This window comes from Anaeromyxobacter terrae (genome assembly GCF_022690685.1).
Classification (GTDB): Bacteria; Myxococcota; Myxococcia; order Myxococcales; family Anaeromyxobacteraceae; genus Anaeromyxobacter; species Anaeromyxobacter terrae.
Genome location: NZ_JALCYY010000003.1, coordinates 121,429 through 143,778 on the forward strand (window position 1 = coordinate 121,429; position 22,350 = coordinate 143,778).

The following is a 22,350-nucleotide window of genomic DNA, read 5'->3' on the forward strand; positions in this document are numbered from 1 at the left end:
TCGCCGCGCGTCGCGCCCGCTGTCAACCCCATTGGCTCGAACCCGTCGCGCCTACCTTCACCCACGGAGCACCCTGGCGGGGCCGCGTACGGCGCCTAGAACGTCCCCTGCGCGAGCAGGGCGCGCATCGCGACCGTTCCGACGAGCCTTCGCCGGTCGTCGACCACCGGAAGCCGCTCGAGGTCGGTCTCGCGGAAACGCTCCGCCACCTCCGCGAGCGTCATCGTGGTCGTGATCGGCACCACGTCCCTGTTCACGACGTCCGCCGCCACGATCATCCCGAGGTGGGCGTGATCGGAGATCGTGCCCTTGAGCGCGTCGAGCTGGATGACGCCGAGGAGCTCGTTGTCGCTCGCGGTCACGTAGAGATCGTGGCCGGGCGGCAGGGAGAGGAGCTTCTTCAGCATCTGATCGAAGGGCATCGTCGGCTCGACGCGCTCCGCGTCGGGCACGACGAGCGCGGCCACGGGCGTGCGGCGGAGCCAGTCGGGGCGCGGCAGCTCCGGGAGCCGCACGCCGCGACGCCGGAGCGGAGCGGTGTAGAGCGAGTCGGGCTCGATGGCGCGGCTCGTCGCGGCGGCGATCGCGGCGGAGAGCATGAGCGGGAGGATGACGCCGTAGTCGCCCGTCATCTCGAAGATGATGAGCACCGACGAGACCGCGGCGTGCGTCGTGCCGGCGAGCACGCCCGCCATCCCGACGAGCGCGAGCGCGCCGGGGGGCGCGAGGCCGGGGAAGACGAGGGCGAGGAGCTCACCCGCCGCGCCGCCGATCGCCGCGCCGTAGAACAGCGAGGGCGTGAAGAGTCCTCCCGGCACGCCGGAGCCGGTGCAGAGCGCGCTCGCCGTGAGCTTCAGGATCGGGAAGAGCAGGAGCGCCTTGAGCTGCACGGTGCCGAGCAGCATCGCGTGGACGCTGTCGAACCCGTTGCCGAGCACCGGCGCCCAGCGGATGGACATGAGCCCGACGATGAAGAGCCCGAGCACCGGCAGGAGCGGCTTCATCCAGCGCGGGAACCGCTCGAACGTGACCTCCACCCAGCCCATCACGCGGATGTAGATCACCGACGCGAGGCCGAGGAACGGCGCGAGGACGAGCCCGGGGACGAGCTCCCGCGGGTGGAGCAGCTCGTACTCCGGGATGATGTACGTCATGTGCGCGCCGGGCAGGATGCGCGAGACCGCGGTCGCGACGACGCACGACACGACGATCGGCCCGAGCAGCTCGAGGGCGAAGGAGCCGAGGAGCACCTCGAGCCCGAAGAGCGCGCCGCCGATCGGCGTGTCGTAGGCGGCCGCGATCCCCGACGCGGCGCCGCACGCGACGAGCACGCGCGCCTGCCGCTCGTCGAGCTTGAGCCGCGACGCGAGCCAGGATCCCGACGACGCCCCGGCCTGCACGAGCGCGCCCTCGCGGCCCAGGGAGGCGCCCATGCCGACCGCGACGATCGAGAGCAGCCCCCGCACCATGGTCGGCCCGAGCGCGAGCTGCCGGTCGCGGTGCCAGATCGCCTCGATGATGCGCGCGGTGCCGTGGCCGCCCATCGGCCGTCGCCAGAAGAGGTAGACGACCGTCACGAGCGCGCCCGCGAGGGTGGGCACGAGGACGCGCTGGAGGGGCGGGGCGGCCTCGACCGCGGCGATGAACCGGTCCGCGTCCGGCCAGGCGAGCCCCTGGACGAGCCTCAGGACGTAGAGCAGCGCGCCCGCGCCGAGCCCCGAGAGCAACCCGGTCGCGATGACGAGCACCCAGAAGCGCTGCGCGGCGCCCGGCAGGATGCGGAGGAAGTCGCGCAGCGATCGGAAGAACAGGGGCGGCGCGCCACCGGCGGGCATCCCCCCTCCACGACCTGTCTCGATGCCAGCCAAGCGTGCGCGCGCCGCCCCGTGTCCCCAAGATCGGCCGCCACGGGCGCCCCGGCAACCGGCCCTGGCCGGGAGGCCCGCCCCGGAGTCGCGTTCGAGCGGACGCGGGCACGGCCGCCGCCGCGAGGGCTCTACCGTCCGTCAAGCCGGGGCGCAAGCTTCCGGGCGTGGATCCGCTGAAGCAGCTCATCGAGGAGCCCGGGGCGCTCACTCCGCGGCAATACGCCAGGCGCGCGAGGCAGCTCGCGGCGTTGCACCTCGCGCTCGCCTTCGGCGCGGTCACGGGTGAGGGGGTCCTCTTCGCGCGCGGGAAGGTGCTCGTCACCCTCGCCCAGCGCTCGAACGTAGAGACGCTCACCCTCGCGTTCTTCGCGGTGTTCTTCGCCTACGTGGGGCTCCTCGGGCTGCGCGGCGCCCCGGGCGCGCTGCGCGTCGTGCGCTTCGCGCTCCTCGCTCGAATCCGCGGACGCGAGGCCGCCGAGCGGGCGAAGCACGAGGCGCTCGGCCTACCCCGGGGTGACGGGCCGATCGCCGCCCTGAGCGTGGTCCTCGAGCGGCAGGACTCGCCCGCGCGCCCGTTCGAGCTCGCCGTCCAGGACGCGGCAGGCTCGATGGGGCGGCTGCGCGTCGACGGCGCGCGCGTCCAGCACGCGCCGCACCGGCGGGACGGCTCGGCGAACCTCCTCGCCTACTTCGCGCGCCAGGTCGATCAGGTGGCGGGGCGACGCCAGGGACGCGACGTGGACGTGGTCGAGTGGGGAACGCTCGACGACGAGGCGACGCGCCGGTTCCTCGCGCTCGCCGAGTTCGGCCGCAACCTGGGCGCCGCGCTCGGCAGGGACGGCCTGTGGCCGCGGGTCGTCCTCACCGCCGAGGACTGCGCCGAGCTCGAGCGGCGCCTCGCGGCGATCTGCCCCGCGCTGCGCGACGAGGGTTTCCTGCCGCACTGGGAGTACGAAGCGGAGCACAAGCTCCCCATCGTGCCGGAGCCGCTCGGGCTCGCGAGCCTCGGGCGGACCGAGAAGCGCGCCGACCCCCTGCCCTCGCTCACCGCGCTCGCCCTGGTGGTCGCGCTCGCGACCGCCCTCCTCGCCGCGCTCATCCTCTACCCGCCGTGGGTTCCCGGGAAGTGACGTGAGGCGCGCGCTCGTCATCCTCGCCCTCGTCGTGGCCGGAGCCGCAGCGGTGCGCGCCTGCGCCGGCCCGCGCCCGTCGGTCGCGGCGTCCTGGCTGGAGTCGGGGCCCTCCGGCTACGTGGCGGCCGCGCGGATCAGGAACGCCGGCGGCGATGGCGAGATCCAGGTGAACTTCCGCCTGCGCGAGCGCGCGACGGGCCGCACCGTCCCGGCCCAGGGAACCGCGGAGGTGCACCGCGGGGAGGAGGTCGAGGTGCGCGTGCCCGTGCCCGCGCCGCCCGGCGACTGGTCGCTCGAGGCGCAGTCGGAGTATCCGCCGCGATGAGCGCGGGGCACCCCCCCGGCGAGCAGGGGCGGGGCCCGACGACAGCGGCCAGCCGTCGGCGGAGCGGGGGCGCAGCCCTCATCATTCATCACATCCTGGGGATGCGGCCGTGCACGCGGTTGCCGTTCGACGAGCGGCCCAGCGCGCAGGCCGGTGGGGAATCGACGAGGTGTGCTCGTGCGGCCCGGGAACGCGCCTTCGGAGCGGTACGCGGGCGGCAAGTCGCGGCGAGCGGTGACCGCGGGGACCCGGCCGATGGGTCGGACGCTTGGCCGAGGCGCGGCGCCGCGACGCTCGGCCCGACCACAGCTGGAGAGCCGTCGCTATGGCGCGCGGCCGCGCGAGCGCCGTCCGGGCGCAGCGTCACTCGTCCTTCGTTGGCGCGCGCAAGTCTCACGGCGCCCACATTCCCAGCTGAATGGCGGGACGCGGGGGCGGCGCGACGCCAGCGCGTTCCCGCGGCGTCGGCCGGTGGCCCGGGTTGCGGCGGAAGCGATCCATGTGCTCGCGTCCGAAGGTCCTCTCGGCGTGAAGCAGGTTATGAGCTCGGCAGGCGAGCCGAAGATTGTCGATCGTCGAGGGCCCCCCGAGCGCCAGAGGGCGGATGTGGTCGAGCTCGAGCTTCCAGCGGCTGTTGCAGCGACACCCGTCCGGACCGACCCAGGCGCAGCGCCCGCCGTCGCGCTTCCACACCGCGCGGCGCACTATCGCTGGGATCGTGGAGGTCGCCTCCGGGGACGCCGCCGCCGTCGGCTCCGGCCCAGCCTCGACGAAGGCGCGCCGTCGGTCGAACTCGTTGAGGTGGAGGAGGAAGTCGACCTGGACGTTTCGTTCCTCTCCGGCGAGCTCGCGCAGGCGAACGGCGAGGACGTTCGAGTCGAGGGTGGCGGGAACGGGCGAAGACAGGAAGTGCACCTCCAGATGCACCCTTCGTAACACGCGTTTTCGAGAGCTCCGGAGGCGCTCCAGGCTCGCGCGAGCGCGGTATTTCTCGGTGTGCCCTCGGCGACCCTCTGCCGCGGTCGAACGCGCGCGCCCGGCCCAACTGCGCGCGCGTGAGTGGCTCTGTCGCGCCGCCTCGAACCCAGGACCGGAACTTCGGCTGGGAGCAGTCAAGGGCGTTCATTCACGCACCGCAACTGGGACGGATTGTTCACATCGCCATGAAGCGCGTACGACGGCCGGCACTACCTCTGGCGATAGGTTTCACGTTCAGTGACTTTTCGCAAGCTCATGCGCCGCTTCCGGGGTCGCCTCCGCGCGTGGGGGCGCGAGCGCTCACGGCAAGCGCTCTCGGTGGAGACGCTCGCCAGCACCCGCCACCCCGGCTGCGCCGTTCGGAACCGTGCCCGGACAGCGCGGTCCCACCTCGTCGATGCCCGAGTCCGGTGTGCGCATCCCTACGCCGGTCCATCGGCGTACGGCCCTTCGGGCGGTCGGCCCTGAGATGTATGAATCCTGAGGGCTGCGCCCCCGTTAGATCACTCAGCTCGGCTCCGCGGCGGTCGCGGGCGCCCCGCGCCTCCGCACCACCGCGAGCATCACGAGCAGCACCGCTATCCCCGCGAACGTGAGGACGACGTCCATGGCGAGCGAGCCGTGCGAGCCGCGCAGCCCCGCGGGGAAGAACGCCGCGCTCGCCGCCCAGCCGTCGAGCCAGGTGACGTAGCTGATGGCGAGGTTCGAGGCGGCGTTGAAGAGCGCGTACTTCGTCGTCGTCGCGGCGGTGTGGCCGATGAGCTCGAGCACCATGCCCGCCCAGGTGGCGAAGGCGATCCCGTTCGCGAACGAGTACGCGAGCGTGCCCCAGGCGTAGGTCGCCGGCGTGAGCGGCGCGAGCAGCATGGCGATCGCGGAGAGCGCGGTGATCCCGCCGGCGAGGGCGTAGGCGAGGCGGCGGCTCATCCGATCCGCGACGTAGCCGCCCACGAGCGAGCCCGCCGCGGCGCTGATGCCGCCGCCGAGCCCGTTCACGAGCTCCACCACCCGGGCCGAGGCGCCGAAGTCCGGCGCCATGCCGGCGAAGAGGTTCGTGAGGGCGCCGCAGCCCACCGGGGCGAGGCAGATGACGAGCCCGGTGAACCCCGCGCGGCTGCGGACCGTGCGGCCGAGGTCCTTCAGCATCTCCCACAGGTGCAGCCCGAGCGCGCGCGAGACGCTCCCCGCCCGCGCCACCGCCGCGTCCACCCAGCGAGGCTCGACGATGCGCAGCGCGAGCGAGGCGCTCGCGAGGACGACGAGCGCGAGCGCGATCCCGCCCGCCCGCGGCGAGACGTGCTCCGACACCCACAGCGCGAGCGCGCCGAGGAGGCCCGTCCCGCCGACGTTCGAGGCCATCGAGAACCCGCCCGCCTTGCCCTTGTCCTCGAGGCGGGTGGTGATGGCCATGAGCGCGTTGTTCGCGGCGTGGCCGGTCGTCGCGGTGGCCTGCGCGAGCATGATGAGGGTCGTGTACAGGCCGAGGTTCCGGAGCGGATCGGGTACGAGCGAGGCCGCGACGAGCAGCGCGGCGGTCGCCGTCGTCATCGCGAGGTACCAGGTGCGCTTGAAGGAGCCGATGTCGAGCACCGGGATCCACAGGATCTTGAACGCGTGCGGCGCGAACACCGCCGCGCTGATCGCGCCGACCTGGTCGAGCGGCAGCCCGCCCTGGCGCAGCCAGAACGGCATCGCGATCATCGCGTAGCCGACGGCCGCGCCGAAGGGCAGGTCGAGGAAGAGGAACAGCCAGGGGGGCGTCGGGCGGGCGGGCGAGGCCGCGGGCGTCGAGGTCACGCGGCGGAGTCTACCTCGCCTCGAGCCAGCGGCCGATCGCGGCCTGGGTCCGCTCGCGCAGCGCGACGTCCTGGCGGAGCCGCTCGAGCGTCTGCGCGATGGCCTGGCGCGCCTCGTCGAGCGGGTGGGCCGCGAGGAACGCCTCCGCCTCCTCGAGCTCGCGGCGCTCGACGAGCGCCCCCATCGCCTCGACGACGCGGCGGAGCAGCATCGGTGCCCCCTTCACGCGCGCGTGGAGCTTCTCCCAGTCCGCCCGCAGGCGCTCCCAGAACGGCCTGCGCGCGGTGCGGTTCGCCAGGAGCGCCGCGACGAACGAGGCGACGTCCTGGAGCGGGACCTCGTCCGTGAAGACGAGGTCCACGCCGCGCGCCGCGAGCGCCGGCTCCTCGAAGGACGCCAGGGCGAGGAGCCAGCGGCGCCGGAAGGCGGGGTCGGTCTCCTTGGCGAAGAGCCCGCGGAAGCGCTCAAGGCGCGCGAGGTCCCCGCCCCGCGCAGCCATCGCCACGGCCGGATCGTGCAGGTTCGGCTCGAGCGCGCCGCGGTCGCCGGCGATCCAGCGGTCGAGCCGGACCGTCGCCTCCTGGGCGACGCCCGCGCTGCGGGCCACGACTCCGAGCGCCCGCACCGCGGCGGCGCGCCGGAGCCGCACGTCGTCCGGCTCGGCCTGCACCGCGTCCCAGCCGCACGCGGCGAGCCGCGGCCCGAACAGCGTCACGACGAGCGCCGCGAAGCGCAGCCGCTCGCCGTCGCCGAGGAGCCGGTACTCGATCGCGGAGAGTCGCGCCACGAGCTCGTCGAGGACCGCGTGGTCCTCCTCGCCCCCGAAGCGCGTCACGAGATCGAAAAACGCCCCGACCTCCCGCTCGCCGCTCCGCACGAGGGCCCACTCGTCCGACAGGAGCTGGATCCGCTCCGCCGGCGCGAGGAAGGCGAGGTTCTGGCCCAGGGCCTCGAGCCCCGCGGCGTCGTAGGCGACCCGGTAGAACCCGGTCGCGCCAGCGTTGGCGCAGACGAACGCGGGCGCGTCGGCGCCCGCGAGCTCCACCTCCGCGCGCCGCTCGCGCAGCAGGTAGCGCTGCTCCGTCATCCGCTCGCCTTCGCCGTGGCGGAGGACGAGCGGCACCGGCCAGACCGTGTCGTCCGCCGCCGCGCTCCCCTCCGAGAAGAACCGCCGCTGCTCGAGCGTGAGCACGCGCCCCTCCCGCCGCACGTGCACGAGCGGGAAGCCGGGCTGGCCGATCCAGCCGTTCGCGAGCTCGACCACCGGCTCGCGCGACGCCTCGGCGAGCGCGCCCCACAGGTCGTCGGCGACGGCGTTCCCGCGCGCGTGCCGCTGCATGTAGATCCGGATCCCGTCCCGGAACCGCTCCGCGCCGAGGTAGCCCTCGATCATGCGGAGCACCGCCCCGCCCTTCTCGTAGGTGATGAGGTCGAACGCTTCGCCCGCCGCGTTCACGTCGCGGATCTCTGCGCGGATGGGGTGCGTGGACCGCAGCGCGTCGAGGTGCATGGCCGCAGCCTTGCCCTGGTCGAACTCGAGCCACACGCGCCAGGCGGGATTCCACTGATCCACGACCTTGAACGCCATCCAGGTGGCGAACGCCTCGTTGAGCCAGAGGTCGTCCCACCACGTCATGGTGACCCAGTTTCCGAACCACTGGTGCGCGAGCTCGTGCGTGACCACCTCGGCGACCCGCTTCTTCTGGGCGAGCGACGCCGTCTGCGGGTCGAGGAGCAGCGCGACCTCGCGGAACGTGATGAGCCCCGCGTTCTCCATCGCCCCCGCCTCGAACTCGGGGAGCCCGACCTGATCGACCTTGCCGAAGGCGTACGGCGCGCCGAAGTAGTCCTCGAGGCGGGGCAGCACCTCGACCGCGACGTCCTGGCCGAAGCCGGTGAGCGGGAGCTTCTCGGGCGAGGCCCAGGTCCGGACCGGCACGCCGCGCACGTTCACGGGCGGGAACCCCTCCACCCCGCCGGCGACGAGCGCGACGAGGTAGGTCGGCAGCGGCGGCGTCTCGGCGAAGACCACGCGCCGGCGCCCGCCGGGGAGCACCTCCTCCCCCTCGGGCGCGCCGTTCGAGAGGACCGCCCCTCCCGCGGGCACCTCGATCGTGAGCCGCCAGGTCGCCTTGAAACCGGGCTCGTCGAACGACGGGAACACCCGCCGCGCGTCCGCGGCCTCGAACTGCGTCGCGCAGAGGCCGGGCCCCGCGAGGTAGAGCCCGCGGAGCCCCGGGCTCATGCGGCCGCTCCAGGCGAGCTCGAGCCAGCTCCCGCCGCTCGGCACCGGCTCCGCGAAGCGCAGGATGACCGTCTCGCTCGCGGCGACGGGAGTGACCGCTGCCGCCTCGAGGGCCCGGCCGCCGGCGTGGAGCACGGCGCGGGTCACGTCGAGCTCGGCGGCGTGCAAGACGATCTCGTCCGCGACCTCCGCGGAGGAGAGCTCGATCCGCTCGGTCCCGGCGAAGCGCTTGCCCTCGAGATCGACCGAGAGGGAGGCCTCGTAGCGAAGCGGGCGGAGGTGGAGCGGGAGCCGGAAGGTGCGGTCGTCGGTGGGGTGGGGCATCGGGTCGGTCCTCGGCGCGCCGGGCGGCGCACCCGCCAAGGCGTAACCGATGACGGCTCCGTTCCCCACGACTTTCGGCCGGCACCGGCGTGGGCGCCGCCGGATACCCGCGCGGGCCCGCGACCCGACGGGGCTGAGCTGCTCGCGCTCGCGGGGTCCGGGCCTCCGCGGCCCTCGCCACGCGGCGCGCCCGCGCCGTCCTCCTGCGCGGTCCGCCGGGCGGCGCCGTCCCCCTCCCCGCCCGCTCACGGCCCGTCGGCGGCTCCGTCGCGCGCCGGCGCGCGCTCGGCTCTCGGAAGCCGGACCGTGAAGGTCGTGCCGGTGTCGGGCGAGGAGACCACGCCCACGTCGCCTCCGTGCGCCTCCACGAGGCTCCTCACGATGAAGAGCCCCAACCCGAGCCCGCCGCGCCTGCCGCGGCGCGCGCTGGAGCGGAACGGGTCGAAGATCGACGGGAGCAGCTCGCGCGGGATCGCGCCGGCGTTGCGGACCCGCAGCTCCACCGTGCGAGGGTCGCCGCCGTCGATCTCGACCCGCACCGGCCCGTCCTCGCCGTGCTGCAGCGCGTTCGCGACGAGGTTCGACACCACCCGGCCGAGCCGGTCGACGTCCCACTCGCCGGAGTCGTCGCCGCGCGCGTCGACGACCGTCCGCTCGAGGTGCTCGCCCTCGAGCTCGCCCACGATTCGCCGCGCGAGCTCCCCGAGCCGCGCGCGCCGCCGCTCCAGCCGGATCCCGCCGCTGACCCGCAGCCGGGTGAAGTCGAGCAGCTCCTCGATCATCCGCGCCATGCGCCGCCCGGAGAACAGGATCCGCTGCGCCGTCTTCACGGTAGAGTCGCTCTCCGCCCGGCGCTGGATGAGATCGGCCGAGGCGAGGATCGAGGAGAGCGGGTTCCGGAGGTCGTGCCCGAGGATCCCCGCGAAGGTCTCGTTCATGCGCAGCTGCTCGCGGAGCCGGGCCACGAGCCCGTCGCGCTCCTCGAGGCGGGCGGCGAGCTCGCGCCGCTGCCGCGCGAGCTCGAGGAAGACGTCCACCTTGGCCTTGAGGACGTGCGGATCGAGCGGCTTGTGGAGGAAGTCCACCGCGCCGGCCTCGTACCCCTGGAACACGCGCCCCGGCTCCCGCGCCGCGGCCGTCACGAAGATGATGGGCACGCCGCGCGCGTGCCGCGTCCCTCGCATCAGCTCGGCCAGCTCGAAGCCGTCCATCTCCGGCATCTGCACGTCCAGCACCGCGAGCGCGTACTCGTGACGCAGGACGAGCTCGAGCGCGTCCTCGCCGGAGCGCGCGCAGTGGATCTCGACCCCGTCCCGCGCGAGCAGCGCCTCGAGCGCGACGAGGTTCTCCTCCCGGTCGTCGACGAGGAGGATCTTCTCCGGGCCGCTCACCGCCGCACCTCCGTGCCGCCCAGCGAGACGAGGTACGCCCGGATCGCTGCGGGCGCGAGCACGAGCTGGGGGTCCGCCTCGCGAAGGGCGGCCTCCGGCATGTGGGGCGACCACGCCGTCGCCGGATCCTGGACGATCGCCAGGCCGCCCGCGCGGCGCACGGCGGCGAGGCCCGCGGCGCCGTCCGCGCTCGCGCCCGAGAGCACCACCCCGACGACGCCCTCCGCGTAGGCGTCCGCGGCCGACTCGAGCAGCGGGTCGATGGCCGGACGCGAGTGGTGCACGGGGGCGTCGACGGAGAGCGCGAGCGTGCCGTCCGCCTCGACGAGCAGGTGGTAGTCGGGCGGGGCGACGTGGACCGTCCCCGGCGTGGCCCGCGCCTTGTCCTCCGCCTCGATCACGGCGAGGGGCGTCCGGGCCCCGAGCACCTCCGCGAGCATGCTCTGCTGCCCCCCGGGGAGGTGGACGACGACGAGCACGGGCAGCGGGTAACCGGCCGGGAGCGCGGGGAGGATCTCGAGCAGCGCCTCGATCGCCCCCGCGGATCCACCCATCACCACGATGCGCGGCTCGGCCACGTCATGCCCTCCGGTAGATCCGCTCGCTCCGGTCGAACTCCGTGAACCGTCTCGCCTCGGCGGAGAAGCGGACCGTCTCCCGCGACCCGAGCCCGAGGAACCCCATCGGGCAGAGCGCGTCGGCGAACAGGCGCAGCGCCCGGTCCTGCAGCGCCCGGTCGAAGTAGATGAGCACGTTCCGGCACGAGACCATCTGCACCTCGGCGAAGACCTCGTCGGTCGCGAGGCTGTGGTCGGCGAACACGACGCGCGCGCGGAGCGAGCGGTCGAACGCGGCGCCGCCGTACCCGGTCACGTAGTGGTCGGAGAGCGACGCCTTCCCGCCGGCGCGCTGGTAGTTCTCGCTGAAAGCGGGCATGCGCTCGAGCGCGAACACGCCCGCCTCCGCGCGCGCGAGCGCCGGGGGGTGGATGTCCGTGGCGTAGATGATCGTCCGCTCGAGGAGCCCCTCCTCCCGGAGGAGGATCGCGTACGAGTAGACCTCCTCCCCCGTGGCGCAGCCGGCGATCCAGAGCTTCACGGAGGGATAGGTGGCGAGGATCGGCACCACCCGCTCGCGCACGGCCCGGAAGTAGGAGGGGTCGCGGAAGAGATCGCTCACCTGGATCGTGAGGTCCTCGAGCAGCTGCGGGAACACGGTGGGCTCGTGGAGCACCCGCTCCTGGAGCGCGGAGATCGTGCGGCAGCCGAAGCGGCCGGCGGCGCGCACGAGGCGGCGCTTCATCGAGGCGCCGCCGTAGCGGCGGAAGTCGTAGTGGTACTTCTCGAAGATCGCCTCGAGGAGGAGCCGGATCTCGAGGTCGACGTCCTGAGTGATCACCCGTCGGTCCTAGCGGGGCATCCAGACCCGCATGAGCGAGAGGAGCTTCTCGAGGTCGATGGGCTTCGAGACGTAGTCGTTCGCCCCGGCGTCGAGGCAGCGCTGGCGGTCGTCCGCCATCGCGCGGGCGGTGAGCGCGATGATGGGGAGCTTCGCGAGGCGCGCATCGGCGCGGATGCGCCGCATCGCCTCGTACCCGTCCATCTCCGGCATCATGATGTCCATCAGCACGAGGTCGGTCCGGGGGGCGCGCGCGAGCACCTCGAGCGCCTCGCGCCCGTTCCGCGCGATGTCGACCACCGCGCCGCGCGCCTCGAGGAGCGCCGCGAGCGCGAAGACGTTGCGCACGTCGTCCTCCACCACGAGCACGCGCCGCCCCTCGAAGACCGCCTCGCGGCTGCGCGCCACCTGGAGCATGCGGCGCCGCTCCGGCGGCAGCTCGGCCTCGACCTGGTGGAGGAACAGCGTCACCTCGTCGAGGAGCCGCTCCGGAGAGCGTGCCCCCTTCACGATGATGGACCGCGAGTAGCGGCGCAGCCGCTGCTCCTCGTCCGGGTCGAGCGAGCGGCCGGTGTAGACGATGACGGGCGGGAACGGCGACCCCTCGCTCGCGGCCATCCGCTCGAGCAGGTCGAAGCCCGAGCCGTCGGGGAGCGCGAGGTCCATCACCACGCAGTCGAAGGTCTGGCCCTGGAGCTTCGCGACCGCGTCCGCGACGGTCGAGGCGCCGACCGTCTCGACGTCGCGCCCCGAGAGCAGCCTCGACAGGCTCTCCCGCTGGACGGGATCGTCCTCCACCACGAGGATTCGCCGCACCCCCGCGCGCAGGCGCTCCTCGAGCTTCTCGAACGCCTCGAGGAGCTCGTCGCGCTTCACCGGCTTCAGCGCGTACCCGACCGCGCCCATCTCCAGGGCCGCGTGCGTGTAGTCCTCGACCGACATGACGTGGACCGGGACGTGGCGGGTGCGCGGGTCGCGCTTCAGCTGGTCGAGCACCGCGAGGCCGGAGAGATCCGGCAGGCCCACGTCGAGCACGATCGCCTCGGGAGGCTCCGCGAACGCCCGCTCGAGCCCGGCGGAGGCCGTCGTGGCGAGCTCGCACGCGAAGAGGCGCTCGCGGGCGAGCCCGCAGAGCACCTCGGCGAAGGCCGGGTCGTCCTCGATGACGAGCACGCGGCGGGCGCCGTCCACCCTCGCGGGTGCCGGACCCGAACCGGCGGCTGCCTCGGCCTTGGCGAGCGCCGCGGGCGGCATCGCGCGCAGGACGGCCGGCGCGCGGCTCGCCGGAACCGACGCCGGCACCGCCGCGGCCGTCGCGGGCGCCTGCGCCGCGAGCGGTACGCGCTCGCGCGCCCGGGTGCCGATCGCTCGCGGCAGGGTGACCGTGAAGGCGCTCCCCCGCCCCGGCGCGCTCTCCAGCGACAGGGTCCCGCCGAGCAGCGCCACGAGCTCTCGCGCGATGGAGAGCCCGAGCCCCGTCCCCCCGTACCTCCGGCTGGTCGTCCCGTCCGCCTGCCGGAAGGCCTCGAACACGAGGCGCTGCTTCTCCTCGGGGATGCCGATGCCGGTGTCCTGGACCACGAGCGCGACGTGATCGTCCGGCGCGGGCGAGACCCGCAGGGTCACGCCGCCGCGCTCGGTGAACTTGAAGGCGTTCGAGAGGAGGTTCTGCATGACCTGGAGCAGGCGCTGCGGATCGGTCGTCAGCTCCGGCGGCGCCCCCGCCTCGACGACCCGCTCGAACGCGAGGCCGCGCTCGGAGGCGACGGGCCCGAACGTGAGCGCGAGCTGCTCGACGAGCCGCGCGACCGGGACGGCCTCCGGGTGCACCTCCAGCCGGCCTGCCTCGATCTTGGAGAGGTCGAGGATGTCGTTGATGAGCACGAGCAGGTCCGTGCCCGACTGGTGGATGGTGCGCGCGTACCTCACCTGCTCCTCGGTGAGGTTCCCGGGCGCGTTCTCGGAGAGGAGCTTCGCGAGGATGAGCGCGCTGTTGAGCGGCGTCCGGAGCTCGTGCGACATGTTCGCGAGGAACTCCGACTTGAACCGGCTCGCGCGCTCGAGCTCGTGGGCGCGCGCCTCGAGCTCCTCGCCGCGCTCCGCGAGCTGGGCGCGCTGGTCCTCGAGCGTCGCGGCCTGCTCCTCGAGCTGCACGTTCGCCTGCTCGAGCTCCGCCTGCTGCGCCTCGAGCCGGGCCTGCGAGTCGCGCAGCACGTCGGCCTGCGACTGCAGCTCCTCGTTCGCGACGCGCAGCTCCTCCTGCTGGATCTCGAGCCGCTCGGCCTGCCGCTGGGTCTCCGCGAGCAGCTCCTCGAGCCGCGCCCGGTCCCGCGCCGACCTGAGCGCGATGCCGAGCGGCTGGGCGATGCGGTCGAGGACCTCGACGTCGAGGTCGTCGAACGCGCGGAACGCTCCGAGCTCGACGACGCCGATCACCTCGTCGTCCACCCTCGACGGCGCGAGCACCAGCGCCCGCGGGTCGGCGCCGCCCGCGCCCGAGGTGATGCGCAGGTAACCCGCGGGGACGTCGTTCACGAGACGCACCCGCCCCGCCACCGCGACCTCACCCGAGAGCCCCTCCCCCGGCGCGAACGACGCGCCGGCGCCCGGCTCCCCCGCGAGGGTCGCGCACGGGTGAAAGCGCCCATCGTCGCGCTGGACGTGGAGGGCGCCGACCTCGGCGCCGAGGTGGTTCGCGAGGGCGCGGAGCGCGTCGGCCCCCACCGCCTCGACGGGCTTGTCGCCCTGAAGCGCCCGGCGGACCGCGGCCATGCCCTCCCGGGTCCACTGCTCCCGCGCCACGACCATGCGCGCGCGCACCGAGGCCCGGACGATGAGCGCGACCACCCACACCATCACGAAGCCGATCGCCCGGTTCGTCAGCGGCAGCCAGGCTGGGAGGCCCGCCGGCGCGGCGGGCGAGACCACGTAGCCGATCGCGAGCAGCACGGTCGCGCCGGCCGCGACGGCGATCGCCGTCCAGCCCGTGCGCGCGAGGAGCGCCAGGGCGACCGGCACGGCGTACAGCGCCCACTCCGCGGAGCCGCGGGGGCCCACGGCGTCCGCACCGAGCACCGCCAGGAGACCGAGGGCGAGGAGCGCGAGGAAGGCAGGAGATTCGCGAGGAGTCGGCTTCAGCATCGTTGGGCCAGCGATAGGATCGATCGCGTCACTGCGCCAGAACCTGTACCTCGCCCCGTCGGGCGAGCCTCCGCCGACCCGCGCCCCGAGGGGTCGTATCAGTTGGCAAGGCGCGCTGCGTTAATTTGATTAGTGAATCAGCGGAGGTGAGTCCATGGCCATGACGCAGCGCAACGACGAGATGCAGCGCTCCAGGGAGGTCGCCGAGGCCGCGCGGGAGGCCGAGTGGCAGGGCGCCGGGTTCCTCCGCGAGCTGTTCCTCGGCAAGCTGCGGCTGGATCTCATCCACCCCTACCCGCTCGACCGCGCCGAGCGCCCGGAGTTCCAGCGCTTCTACGCGGAGCTCGAGCGGTTCCTGCGCGAGCAGGTGGATCCGGTCCGGATCGACGAGACCGGCGAGTATCCACCGGAGGTCCTCGACGGGCTCCGCAAGCTGGGCGCCTTCGGGATGAAGGTGCCGGTCGAGTACGGCGGCCTGGGGCTGAACCAGGTCGAGTACGGCAAGGCCATGCAGCTCGTCGGCGGCTACGACGCGAACATCACCGCGCTGCTCTCGGCGCACCAGTCGATCGGCGTGCCGCAGCCGCTCAAGCTGTTCGGCTCGCCCGCGCTCAAGCAGAAGTACCTGCCGCGGATCGCGAAGGGCGCCGTGAGCGCCTTCGCGCTCACCGAGGTGCACGTCGGCTCGGATCCCGCCCGCCTCTCCACGAGCTACGAGCTGACCCCGGACGGCAAGCACTACGTCATCAACGGCTCGAAGCTCTGGTGCACGAACGGCACGATCGCCGAGCTCCTCGTCGTCATGGCGAAGAACCCGCGGACGGGCGCCATCAGCGCGTTCGTGGTCGAGGCGGACTCGGAGGGCGTGGAGGTCACGCACCGCTGCAGGTTCATGGGCCTGCGCGCGCTCGCGAACGCCGCGATCCGCTTCACGGACGTGAAGGTCCCCGTGGAGAACCTCATCGGCAAGGAGGGGCGCGGGCTCAAGATCGCGCTCACGACGCTCAACACCGGCCGTCTCTCCCTGCCGGCGGCGGTGGTCGGCGGCGGCAAGCGGTTCCTCGAGCTCTCGCGCAAGTGGTCCCAGGCCCGCGTCCAGTGGGGCCAGGAGATCGGCAAGCACGAGGCCATCGCCCACAAGCTCGCCGAGATGGCCTCGACCGTCTACGCGATGGAGGCGGTCTCCGATCTCGCCCAGTCGCTCGCCGACAGGAAGGGCTACGACATCCGCCTCGAGGCGGCGGCGGCGAAGGAGTGGAACACCGTCAAGGCGTGGCGGCTCGTCGACGAGACCATGCAGATCCGCGGCGGCCGCGGCTACGAGAAGGCGAGCTCCCTCGCCGCGCGCGGCGAGGCGGGCGTCGACGTCGAGCGCGCGATGCGCGACCTGCGCATCAACCTCATCTTCGAGGGCTCCTCGGAGGTGATGCACCTCTTCATGGCGCGCGAGGCGGTGGACAAGCACCTCGAGATCGCGGGCGCCCTCATCGATCCCGAGGTGCCGGTCTCGAAGAAGCTCGCCCAGCTGCCGAAGCTCGGCGCCTTCTACGTCCCCTGGTACCTCGGCCTGTGGGCGCGGGGCCTCTTCGCGCCGCGCTACGGCGAGTTCGGCAAGAACGCGAGCCACCTCCGCTTCGTCGAGCGCTCGAGCCGCAAGCTCGCGCGGGAGATCTTCCACTCCATGGTGGTCTTCCAGGCCGCCGCTGAGCGGAAGCAGGCGTTCCTGTTCCGCCTCGTCGACATCGCGAACGAGCTGTTCGCCATGGCGGCGAGCGTGACCCGCGCGCAGGCGATGAAGGAGGCGGGCCAGCCCGAGGCGGCGGACGCCGCGCGGCTCGCCGACCACTTCTGCCTCGGCACCCGGCGCAAGGTGCGCGCGCTGTTCGGCGCGCTCTGGAGCAACGACGACGCGAAGAGCTACGCGATGGGCCGCGAGGTCCTCGAGGGGAAGCACGTCTGGCTCGAGGAGGGCGGGATCGGCCTCGACGTGACGGTCGAGGAGCTCCGCCCGAAGCTGCCGGGGGCCGCGCCGGCGAGGCCGGCGGCCGTCGGGGAGGCGGGGGTGCGGCCCGTCTTCGCCGAGCCGCAGCCGGTCTCCTGACGAGCCTTCGGAGGCAAACGACGACGCCCGCTCCGACCGAACCGGGGCGGGCGTCGTCGCGTCGAAACCTGCGGCGACGGACACGAGCACGCCGAACCGCCCACCCACCCCGCTCGCAGCGCGCCGCCCTACGTGGCGGGACCTCGCGCCCGCAGGCGGGCCACTGGACGCGGTAGGCACCGCCCCGACCCACGGACCGCAATGCAACGCGGTCGGCCTCGGCACCGTCGCCCATGTGCAGCCAGCGCCCGCAGCCCCGCGTTGCCGGCGGCGTCTGGCGGACGGCACCGCCCCCCGTACCTTGCCCCCGTCCATCGTGGCCCGCCGAGGACGTGAGGTCCCGTCCCGGCGGCGCGCCAAGGTGACCTCGGCAGCGGCGATGTCGGCCCAGAACGACCCCGACTCCGACCGCGACCGCAGCGATCTCGAACGCGGCCCGATCCTCGACTCGCGCCCTACGGCGCCTGCGGCGCGAGCGCCCGGATCCCCTCCGCGATCGCGCGGCACACGTTGTCCACCAGGTCCTCGCGGGCGTTCACCACGTACACGTGCGGCCCGACCGACCACGTCTCCCGGAACAGGCGGCGGACCGGACCCGCGCCGCCGCCGCGGGCGAGCGCGAGCTCGAACATCGGGACGATCTTGTCCCCGAGGCGGAGCGCGGTGTCGACGACGAAGAGCGCGACGTCGGGGCGGACCGCCGCCACGCGACGGAGGAACGCGCCGACCTCCGCCTGAGTGACGTGCTTGGGCGGGGACGACTTCACCTCCAGATAGAGGAGCTTTCCCTCCCCGGCCGCGACGACGTCGAGGTCGCCGCCGACTCCGGGCGCACCGGAGCGGACGCCCGTCGCCACCTGGAGCGCGAGCCGCTCCCGCAGCTCCTCGCCGAGCCACCACTCGAGCGTGCCACCGAAGGTCCTCGGACGGTGAACCAGCCGGTAGCGGCCGCGCGGGAGCGGCGCGGCGAGCCCGATCGCGACGAGCGCGTCGGCCATCTCGCGCGCCTTCTCGGGGACGACGTAGCGCGTCGCCTGACCCGGCGTGAACCCGGCGCCGCGCAGGATCGCCCCGCGCAGGAACAGGCGGAACGCGTAGTGGCGGAGGCGATCGACGAGGGCCGCGACGGCGGCTGGATCGAACCCGGGCGGGAACGGCAGGTCGGGGCGCGACGGCCGCGGGTCGAGCCCGCGCCGCTGCAGCATCGCGAGCGGCTCCGAGAGCGGCGGCGGCGCCGCGCCCGGCGGCGCCGCCCGGGCGGCGCGCGCCTCCAGCTCGGCCGCGGTCCGCCGCGCGCGCATGGGCGATCAGCACCCCGGTGAGCTCGCTCCGTGCGTCCACCGTTCGCGATTCATGATGGGCCGTTCAGCGCGCGGCGGTGTAGAGCTTCACCGCGAACCACGCCCGCTCGTCCGTCCAGGTCCGCTCCGGCCGCCAGCCGGCGATGAGCGCGAGCGCGTCGAAGGCGCGCGTCTCCCACTTGTACGCGCTCTCCGTGTGGATGGTCTCGCCGGCGCGAAAGGCAAAGCGCTCGCCGGCGACCGTGACGATCTGCGGCTCCAGGCTCTCGAGGTGCATCTCCACGCGTGAGTAGTCCGGCTCGAAGATGGCGCGGTGCCGGAAGGCCGAGAGCCGGAAGTCTCCGCCGAGCTCGCGGTTCATGCGCGTGAGGAGGTTCAGGTCGAACGCGGCGGTGACGCCGCGCGCGTCGTCGTAGGCGCGGACCAGCGTCCGCTCGTCCTTCGCGAGGTCGACGCCGATGACGAGCGCGCCGCCCGGCCCGGCGTCGCGGGCCATCCGCCGGAGCAGCGCCACGGCCTCGGGCGGATCGAAGTTGCCGATGGTCGAGCCCGGGAAGAACGCCACGCGTCGCCTCGCGGGGAGCTCCCCGAGTGGCAGCGCCATGGGCCCGGTGAAGTCCCCGACGAGCGGCAGGACCGGGAGGCGGGGGAACTGCCGGCGCAGCGACTCGGCGCCGTCGAGGAGCGCCTCCCCGGAGATGTCCACCGGCACGTAGCCGGCAGGGCGGTCCAGCGCCGCGAGCAGGAGGGCGGTCTTCCTGCCGCTGCCCGCGCCGGGCTCGAAGACGAGCGCACCCGGCCCGACCGCCTCGGCGATCTCGTCGGCGTGCCCCTCCAGGATCCCGAGCTCCGTCCGCGTCGGGTAATACTCCGGCTGCTCGCAGATGAGCTCGAACAGCGCCGACCCGCGGCGGTCGTAGAGCCACTTCGGCGGCAGCGCCTTTCGCGGCGCCGACAGGCCGCGCACCACGTCCTCGCGGAACCGGGCGGACTCGCTCGTCCGCTGCCCCACCCCGATGCTCGCACCCTCGAGTCCGATCACGCCCGGTCCCTCGCCAGTCGTACGCCCGTGAACTGCCAGCGCGCGCCCGGAGGAAAGAAGTTCCGGTACGTCGGGCGCACGTGGCCCCGCGGCGTGGCGCACGAGCCGCCGCGCAGGGTGAGCTGGTTGACCATGAACTTCCCGTTGTACTCGCCGAGCGCGCCCGCCAGCGGGCGGAAGCCCGGGTACGGGGCGTAGGCGGAGGAGGTCCACTCCCAGACGTCGCCGAGGAGCTGGCGAAGACCGGGGCCGGGAGCCGCGGCCGCGGGATGGAACCGTCCGTCGTCGGCGAACGTCCCGTCCTCCTCGGCGCCCGCCGCGGCCGCCTCCCACTCGACCTCGGTCGGCAGCCGCGCGCCCGCCCAGCGCGCGAAGGCGTCCGCCTCGTAGTAGGAGACGTGCGCGACCGGCTCCGCCGGGTCGAGGGGGCGCGGGCCCGCGAGGGTGAAGACGCTCCAGCCGCTCTCCCCGCGCTCCCAGTAGAGCGGCGCCTGCCAGCCGCCCGCCTGCACGGCGGCGAACCCGTCCGACAGCCACAGCTCGGGCCGGCGATAGCCGCCCTCGTCCATGAAGGCGAGCCACTCGCCGTTCGTCGTGGGGCGCGACGCGAGCGCGTGCGGCTCGACGAGCGCGCGGTGGCGGGGCCGCTCGTTGTCGAACGCGAACCCGCCGGCCGCGGCGCCGATCTCGACGACGCCGCCCTCGCGCGGGACGAACCCGAGCGGCGTCGCCGTCGCAGGCCGCGGCCTCCCGGGGAGGGCTCCGGGGGCGTAGGCGGGGCGGAGCGGGTTCGAGGAGAAGGCGTGCTTCACGTCGGTCAGGAGGAGCTCCTGGTGCTGCTCCTCGTGCGCGATCCCCACCTCCACCACCGCGAGGAGCGCGTCGTCGAGGCGCGCGGCGAGCGCCGCCGCCATCCGCTCGTCCACGTTCGCGCGGTAGCGGAGCACCTCCTCGAGCGCCGGCCGCGAGAGCAGGCCCCGCTGCGGCCGTGGCTGCCGTGGCCCGACCGCCTCGTAGTAGGAGTTGAAGAGATAGGCGTACGCATCGTGAAACGGCCGGAAGGACCGCTCCACCCGGGGCAGCACGAACGCCTCGAAGAACCACGAGGTGTGCGCGAGGTGCCACTTCGCGGGGCTCGCGTCGGGCATCGACTGGACGGTCGCGTCCTCGGGCGAGAGCGGGGACGCCAGCGCGACGGTGCGGCGGCGGACGGCCGCGAGGCGCGCGGCGATCGTCTCCGCGCGAACCGCCTCTCGTGCGTCCCCCTCGCTTGCCCTCACCCGTCCTCCCCTGGCGCGCCGGACGGCCGGTCCGCGTAAACGCCGGCTCTGAACCTTTCCACGCGCGAAGGGCGAGGCAACGCGGCGGACCCCTTTCGCTTACCCCCCGCGGAGGCGGCGCGCTCGCGCGGTCCGGGGCGGCATCGACGCCCGGGCGGGTCCACGCCTCCGCCCCACCGCGCCGTACGGACCGGTGCGGAGGCGCCACTTCCGCGTTACCCTCCCGCGCCGTGAAAAGTCCCCGGGAGGAGATCACCCGCCGCCTCGAGGCGCGCCGCGCGGCGGTCGCGCGGCTCGATCGCGCCGATGCCCGCATCGCCTGGGGCCGGCTCGCGATCTTCGCCGCGGGCGCCGCAGTCGCGTGGCTCGCGTGGGGGGAGCACCGGCTGTCGGCCGGCTGGCTCCTCGCGCCGCTCGCCGCGTTCGTCGCGCTCGCCGTCGTGCACGATCGCGTCCTCTCCGCGCGCGCCCGCGCCCGGCGCGCCGTCGAGTTCCACGCCGCCGCGCTCGCGCGGATGGACGGAGCGTTCGCCGGCGCCGGCGACGCTGGGGAGCGGTTCGCCGATCCCGCCCACCCCTACGCGCTCGACCTCGACCTCTTCGGCCGGGGATCGCTGTTCGAGCTCCTGTGCGCAGCGCGCACGCGCCCCGGCGCGGAGCGGCTCGCGGCCTGGCTCCTCCACCCCGCGCCGGCGGCCGAGGTCCGCGCCCGCCAGCGCGCGATCGCCTCCCTCGCGCCGCGCCTCGATCTGCGCGAGGACCTGGCGGTGCTCGGCGAGGACGTGCGCGCCGGCGTCGACGCCGCCGGGCTCTCCGCCTGGGGCGAGGCCCCGCCCCTCGTGCCCGCCTTCGTGCGCCCGGCGGCGCTCGCGCTCGCCGCGCTGGCCGTCGCCGCGGCCTTCGCGTGGGGTGCCGGGCTCGGCCCGGCGCCGTTGCTCCTGGTCCTCCTCGGCGAGTGGGCGTTCTCGCGCGGCCTGCGCGATCGGATGGCCCGCGTCCTCGGCGGGGTCGAGCGTCCCGCGGCGGAGCTGCGCGTGCTCGCGCTCCTGCTCGAGCGCCTCGAGGCCGAGCCGCTCGAGGACGCGCGCCTCGCGGCGCTCCAGGCGTCGCTGCGCGGCGCGGGCGCGCCGGCCTCCGGCCGGATCGCCGCGCTCGTCCGCGTCGTCGCGCGCATGGAGTGGAGCCGGAACCAGTTCTTCGCGCCGGTCGCGTTCGCCCTCGCGTGGGCCCCGCTGCACGCCGCCGCCGTGGAGCGCTGGCGCGCGGCGTCGGGGCGCGGAATCCGGCGCTGGCTCGAGGCGGTGGCGGAGCTCGAGGCGCTCTCCTCGCTCGCGGGCTACGCCCATGAGCACCCCGAGGACGCCTGGCCGGAGCTCCTCGACGGGGGCCCGGGCCGCGCGCCGATCCTCGAGGGCGAGGCGCTCAGGCACCCGCTGCTCCCCGGGGCGGTGCCGAACGACCTCCGGCTCGGCGGCGACGGCCCGCGCGTGCTCCTCGTGTCCGGCTCGAACATGTCCGGAAAGAGCACGTACCTCCGCACGGTCGGCGTGAACGTCGTGCTCGCGCTGGCCGGCGCGCCCGTCCGCGCCGCGCGCATGCGCCTCACGCCGGTCCAGCCCGGCGCGACGCTCCGGATCCAGGACTCGCTCCAGGCCGGCAAGTCGCGCTTCTACGCCGAGATCACGCGGCTCAAGGAGCTCGTCGATCTGTCGGCGGGGCCGTTCGCGCTGCTCTTCCTCCTCGACGAGATCCTCCACGGCACGAACTCGCACGACCGCCGCATCGGCGCCGAGGCGATCGTCCGCGGCCTCCTCGCCCGCGGCGCGCTGGGGCTCGTCACGACGCACGACCTCGCCCTCACCGAGCTCGCCGGCGCCGACGGCGCGCTCGCGAACGGCCACTTCGAGGACCAGGTGAAGGACGGCGAGATCGCGTTCGACTACCGGCTGCGGCCGGGAGTGGTCGCGCACTCGAACGCGCTCGCGCTGATGCGCGCGGTCGGCCTGAGCGTGTGAGCGCCGGCGCC

At 74.2% G+C, this 22,350-nt stretch carries 14 protein-coding genes and 1 pseudogene; 4 read left to right on the forward strand and 11 right to left on the reverse strand.

Features of this window, described 5'->3' with window-relative positions; genetic code table 11:
- Window positions 1–95: 95 nt before the first annotated feature.
- Window positions 96–1,835, reverse strand: coding sequence for a chloride channel protein (locus MNY62_RS02245; protein WP_242342464.1), 1,740 nt, complete (start codon window positions 1,833–1,835; stop codon window positions 96–98).
- 197 nt (window positions 1,836–2,032) lie between these two features.
- On the opposite strand from MNY62_RS02245, the gene MNY62_RS02250 reads away from it, so the two are divergent.
- On the forward strand, window positions 2,033–2,998 hold the full coding sequence (locus MNY62_RS02250) for a hypothetical protein (protein ID WP_242342465.1): 966 nt from the start codon (window positions 2,033–2,035) through the stop codon (window positions 2,996–2,998).
- Between the two features lies 1 nt (window position 2,999).
- Window positions 3,000–3,326 carry a hypothetical protein gene (locus MNY62_RS02255; protein ID WP_242342466.1) on the forward strand — a complete coding sequence of 109 codons (327 nt, stop codon included), beginning with the start codon at window positions 3,000–3,002 and terminating at the stop codon, window positions 3,324–3,326.
- Window positions 3,327–3,719: 393 nt separating this feature from the next.
- Here the strand turns inward: MNY62_RS02255 and MNY62_RS02260 are convergent.
- The 7 genes and pseudogenes from MNY62_RS02260 to MNY62_RS02290 all read right to left on the reverse strand — a co-directional run.
- Window positions 3,720–4,109 (reverse strand): annotated as a pseudogene (locus tag MNY62_RS02260) (HNH endonuclease); the annotation flags it as partial.
- A 702-nt stretch (window positions 4,110–4,811) separates the two neighbouring features.
- Window positions 4,812–6,101, reverse strand: a complete 1,290-nt coding sequence (locus MNY62_RS02265) for an MFS transporter (protein WP_242342467.1) — start codon at window positions 6,099–6,101, stop codon at window positions 4,812–4,814.
- Between the two features lie 10 nt (window positions 6,102–6,111).
- On the reverse strand, window positions 6,112–8,670 hold the full coding sequence (locus tag MNY62_RS02270) for a M1 family metallopeptidase (RefSeq protein ID WP_242342468.1): 2,559 nt from the start codon (window positions 8,668–8,670) through the stop codon (window positions 6,112–6,114).
- A gap of 245 nt (window positions 8,671–8,915) precedes the next feature.
- On the reverse strand, window positions 8,916–10,061 hold the full coding sequence (locus MNY62_RS02275; RefSeq protein ID WP_242342469.1) for a hybrid sensor histidine kinase/response regulator: 1,146 nt from the start codon (window positions 10,059–10,061) through the stop codon (window positions 8,916–8,918).
- The gene (locus MNY62_RS02280) at window positions 10,058–10,639 is read right to left on the reverse strand and encodes a chemotaxis protein CheB (protein WP_242342470.1); all 582 of its coding nucleotides are present in this window, start codon (window positions 10,637–10,639) and stop codon (window positions 10,058–10,060) included. Before MNY62_RS02280 ends, MNY62_RS02275 begins: the two co-directional genes overlap by 4 nt.
- Window position 10,640: 1 nt before the next feature.
- Window positions 10,641–11,459, reverse strand: a complete 819-nt coding sequence (locus MNY62_RS02285; RefSeq protein WP_242342471.1) for a CheR family methyltransferase — start codon at window positions 11,457–11,459, stop codon at window positions 10,641–10,643.
- 9 nt (window positions 11,460–11,468) lie between these two features.
- Entirely contained in the window at window positions 11,469–14,600 is a 3,132-nt protein-coding gene (locus tag MNY62_RS02290) for a response regulator (RefSeq protein WP_242342472.1), read from the reverse strand.
- A 154-nt stretch (window positions 14,601–14,754) separates the two neighbouring features.
- On the opposite strand from MNY62_RS02290, the gene MNY62_RS02295 reads away from it, so the two are divergent.
- The gene (locus tag MNY62_RS02295) at window positions 14,755–16,701 is read left to right on the forward strand and encodes an acyl-CoA dehydrogenase family protein (protein ID WP_242342473.1); all 1,947 of its coding nucleotides are present in this window, start codon (window positions 14,755–14,757) and stop codon (window positions 16,699–16,701) included.
- Between the two features lie 455 nt (window positions 16,702–17,156).
- On the opposite strand, the gene MNY62_RS02300 is transcribed toward MNY62_RS02295, so the two are convergent.
- The 3 genes from MNY62_RS02300 to egtB all read right to left on the reverse strand — a co-directional run bounded on the left by MNY62_RS02300 (window position 17,157) and on the right by egtB (window position 20,324).
- On the reverse strand, window positions 17,157–18,002 hold the full coding sequence (locus tag MNY62_RS02300) for a hypothetical protein (protein WP_242342474.1): 846 nt from the start codon (window positions 18,000–18,002) through the stop codon (window positions 17,157–17,159).
- Window positions 18,003–18,066: 64 nt separating this feature from the next.
- Entirely contained in the window at window positions 18,067–19,044 is a 978-nt protein-coding gene (egtD, locus tag MNY62_RS02305; protein ID WP_242342475.1) for an L-histidine N(alpha)-methyltransferase, read from the reverse strand.
- Window positions 19,041–20,324 (reverse strand): ergothioneine biosynthesis protein EgtB, encoded by a 1,284-nt coding sequence (gene egtB, locus MNY62_RS02310; protein ID WP_242342476.1) that lies wholly within the window; start codon window positions 20,322–20,324, stop codon window positions 19,041–19,043. Before egtB ends, egtD begins: the two co-directional genes overlap by 4 nt.
- Window positions 20,325–20,554: 230 nt before the next feature.
- On the opposite strand from egtB, the gene MNY62_RS02315 reads away from it, so the two are divergent.
- Window positions 20,555–22,339, forward strand: coding sequence for a MutS-related protein (locus MNY62_RS02315; RefSeq protein ID WP_242342477.1), 1,785 nt, complete (start codon window positions 20,555–20,557; stop codon window positions 22,337–22,339).
- Window positions 22,340–22,350 lie beyond the last annotated feature (11 nt).

What these genes read in the sequence shown, in the direction of transcription:
- MNY62_RS02290 (WP_242342472.1), bottom strand. Translation starts at nt 14,600, where the DNA reads ATGCTGAAGCCGACTCCTCGCGAATCTCCTGCCTTCCTCGCGCTCCTC.
- MNY62_RS02295 (WP_242342473.1), top strand. Translation starts at nt 14,755, where the DNA reads ATGGCCATGACGCAGCGCAACGACGAGATGCAGCGCTCCAGGGAGGTC.
- MNY62_RS02245 (WP_242342464.1), bottom strand. Translation starts at nt 1,835, where the DNA reads ATGCCCGCCGGTGGCGCGCCGCCCCTGTTCTTCCGATCGCTGCGCGAC.
- MNY62_RS02270 (WP_242342468.1), bottom strand. Translation starts at nt 8,670, where the DNA reads ATGCCCCACCCCACCGACGACCGCACCTTCCGGCTCCCGCTCCACCTC.
- MNY62_RS02300 (WP_242342474.1), bottom strand. Translation starts at nt 18,002, where the DNA reads ATGCGCGCGCGGCGGACCGCGGCCGAGCTGGAGGCGCGCGCCGCCCGG.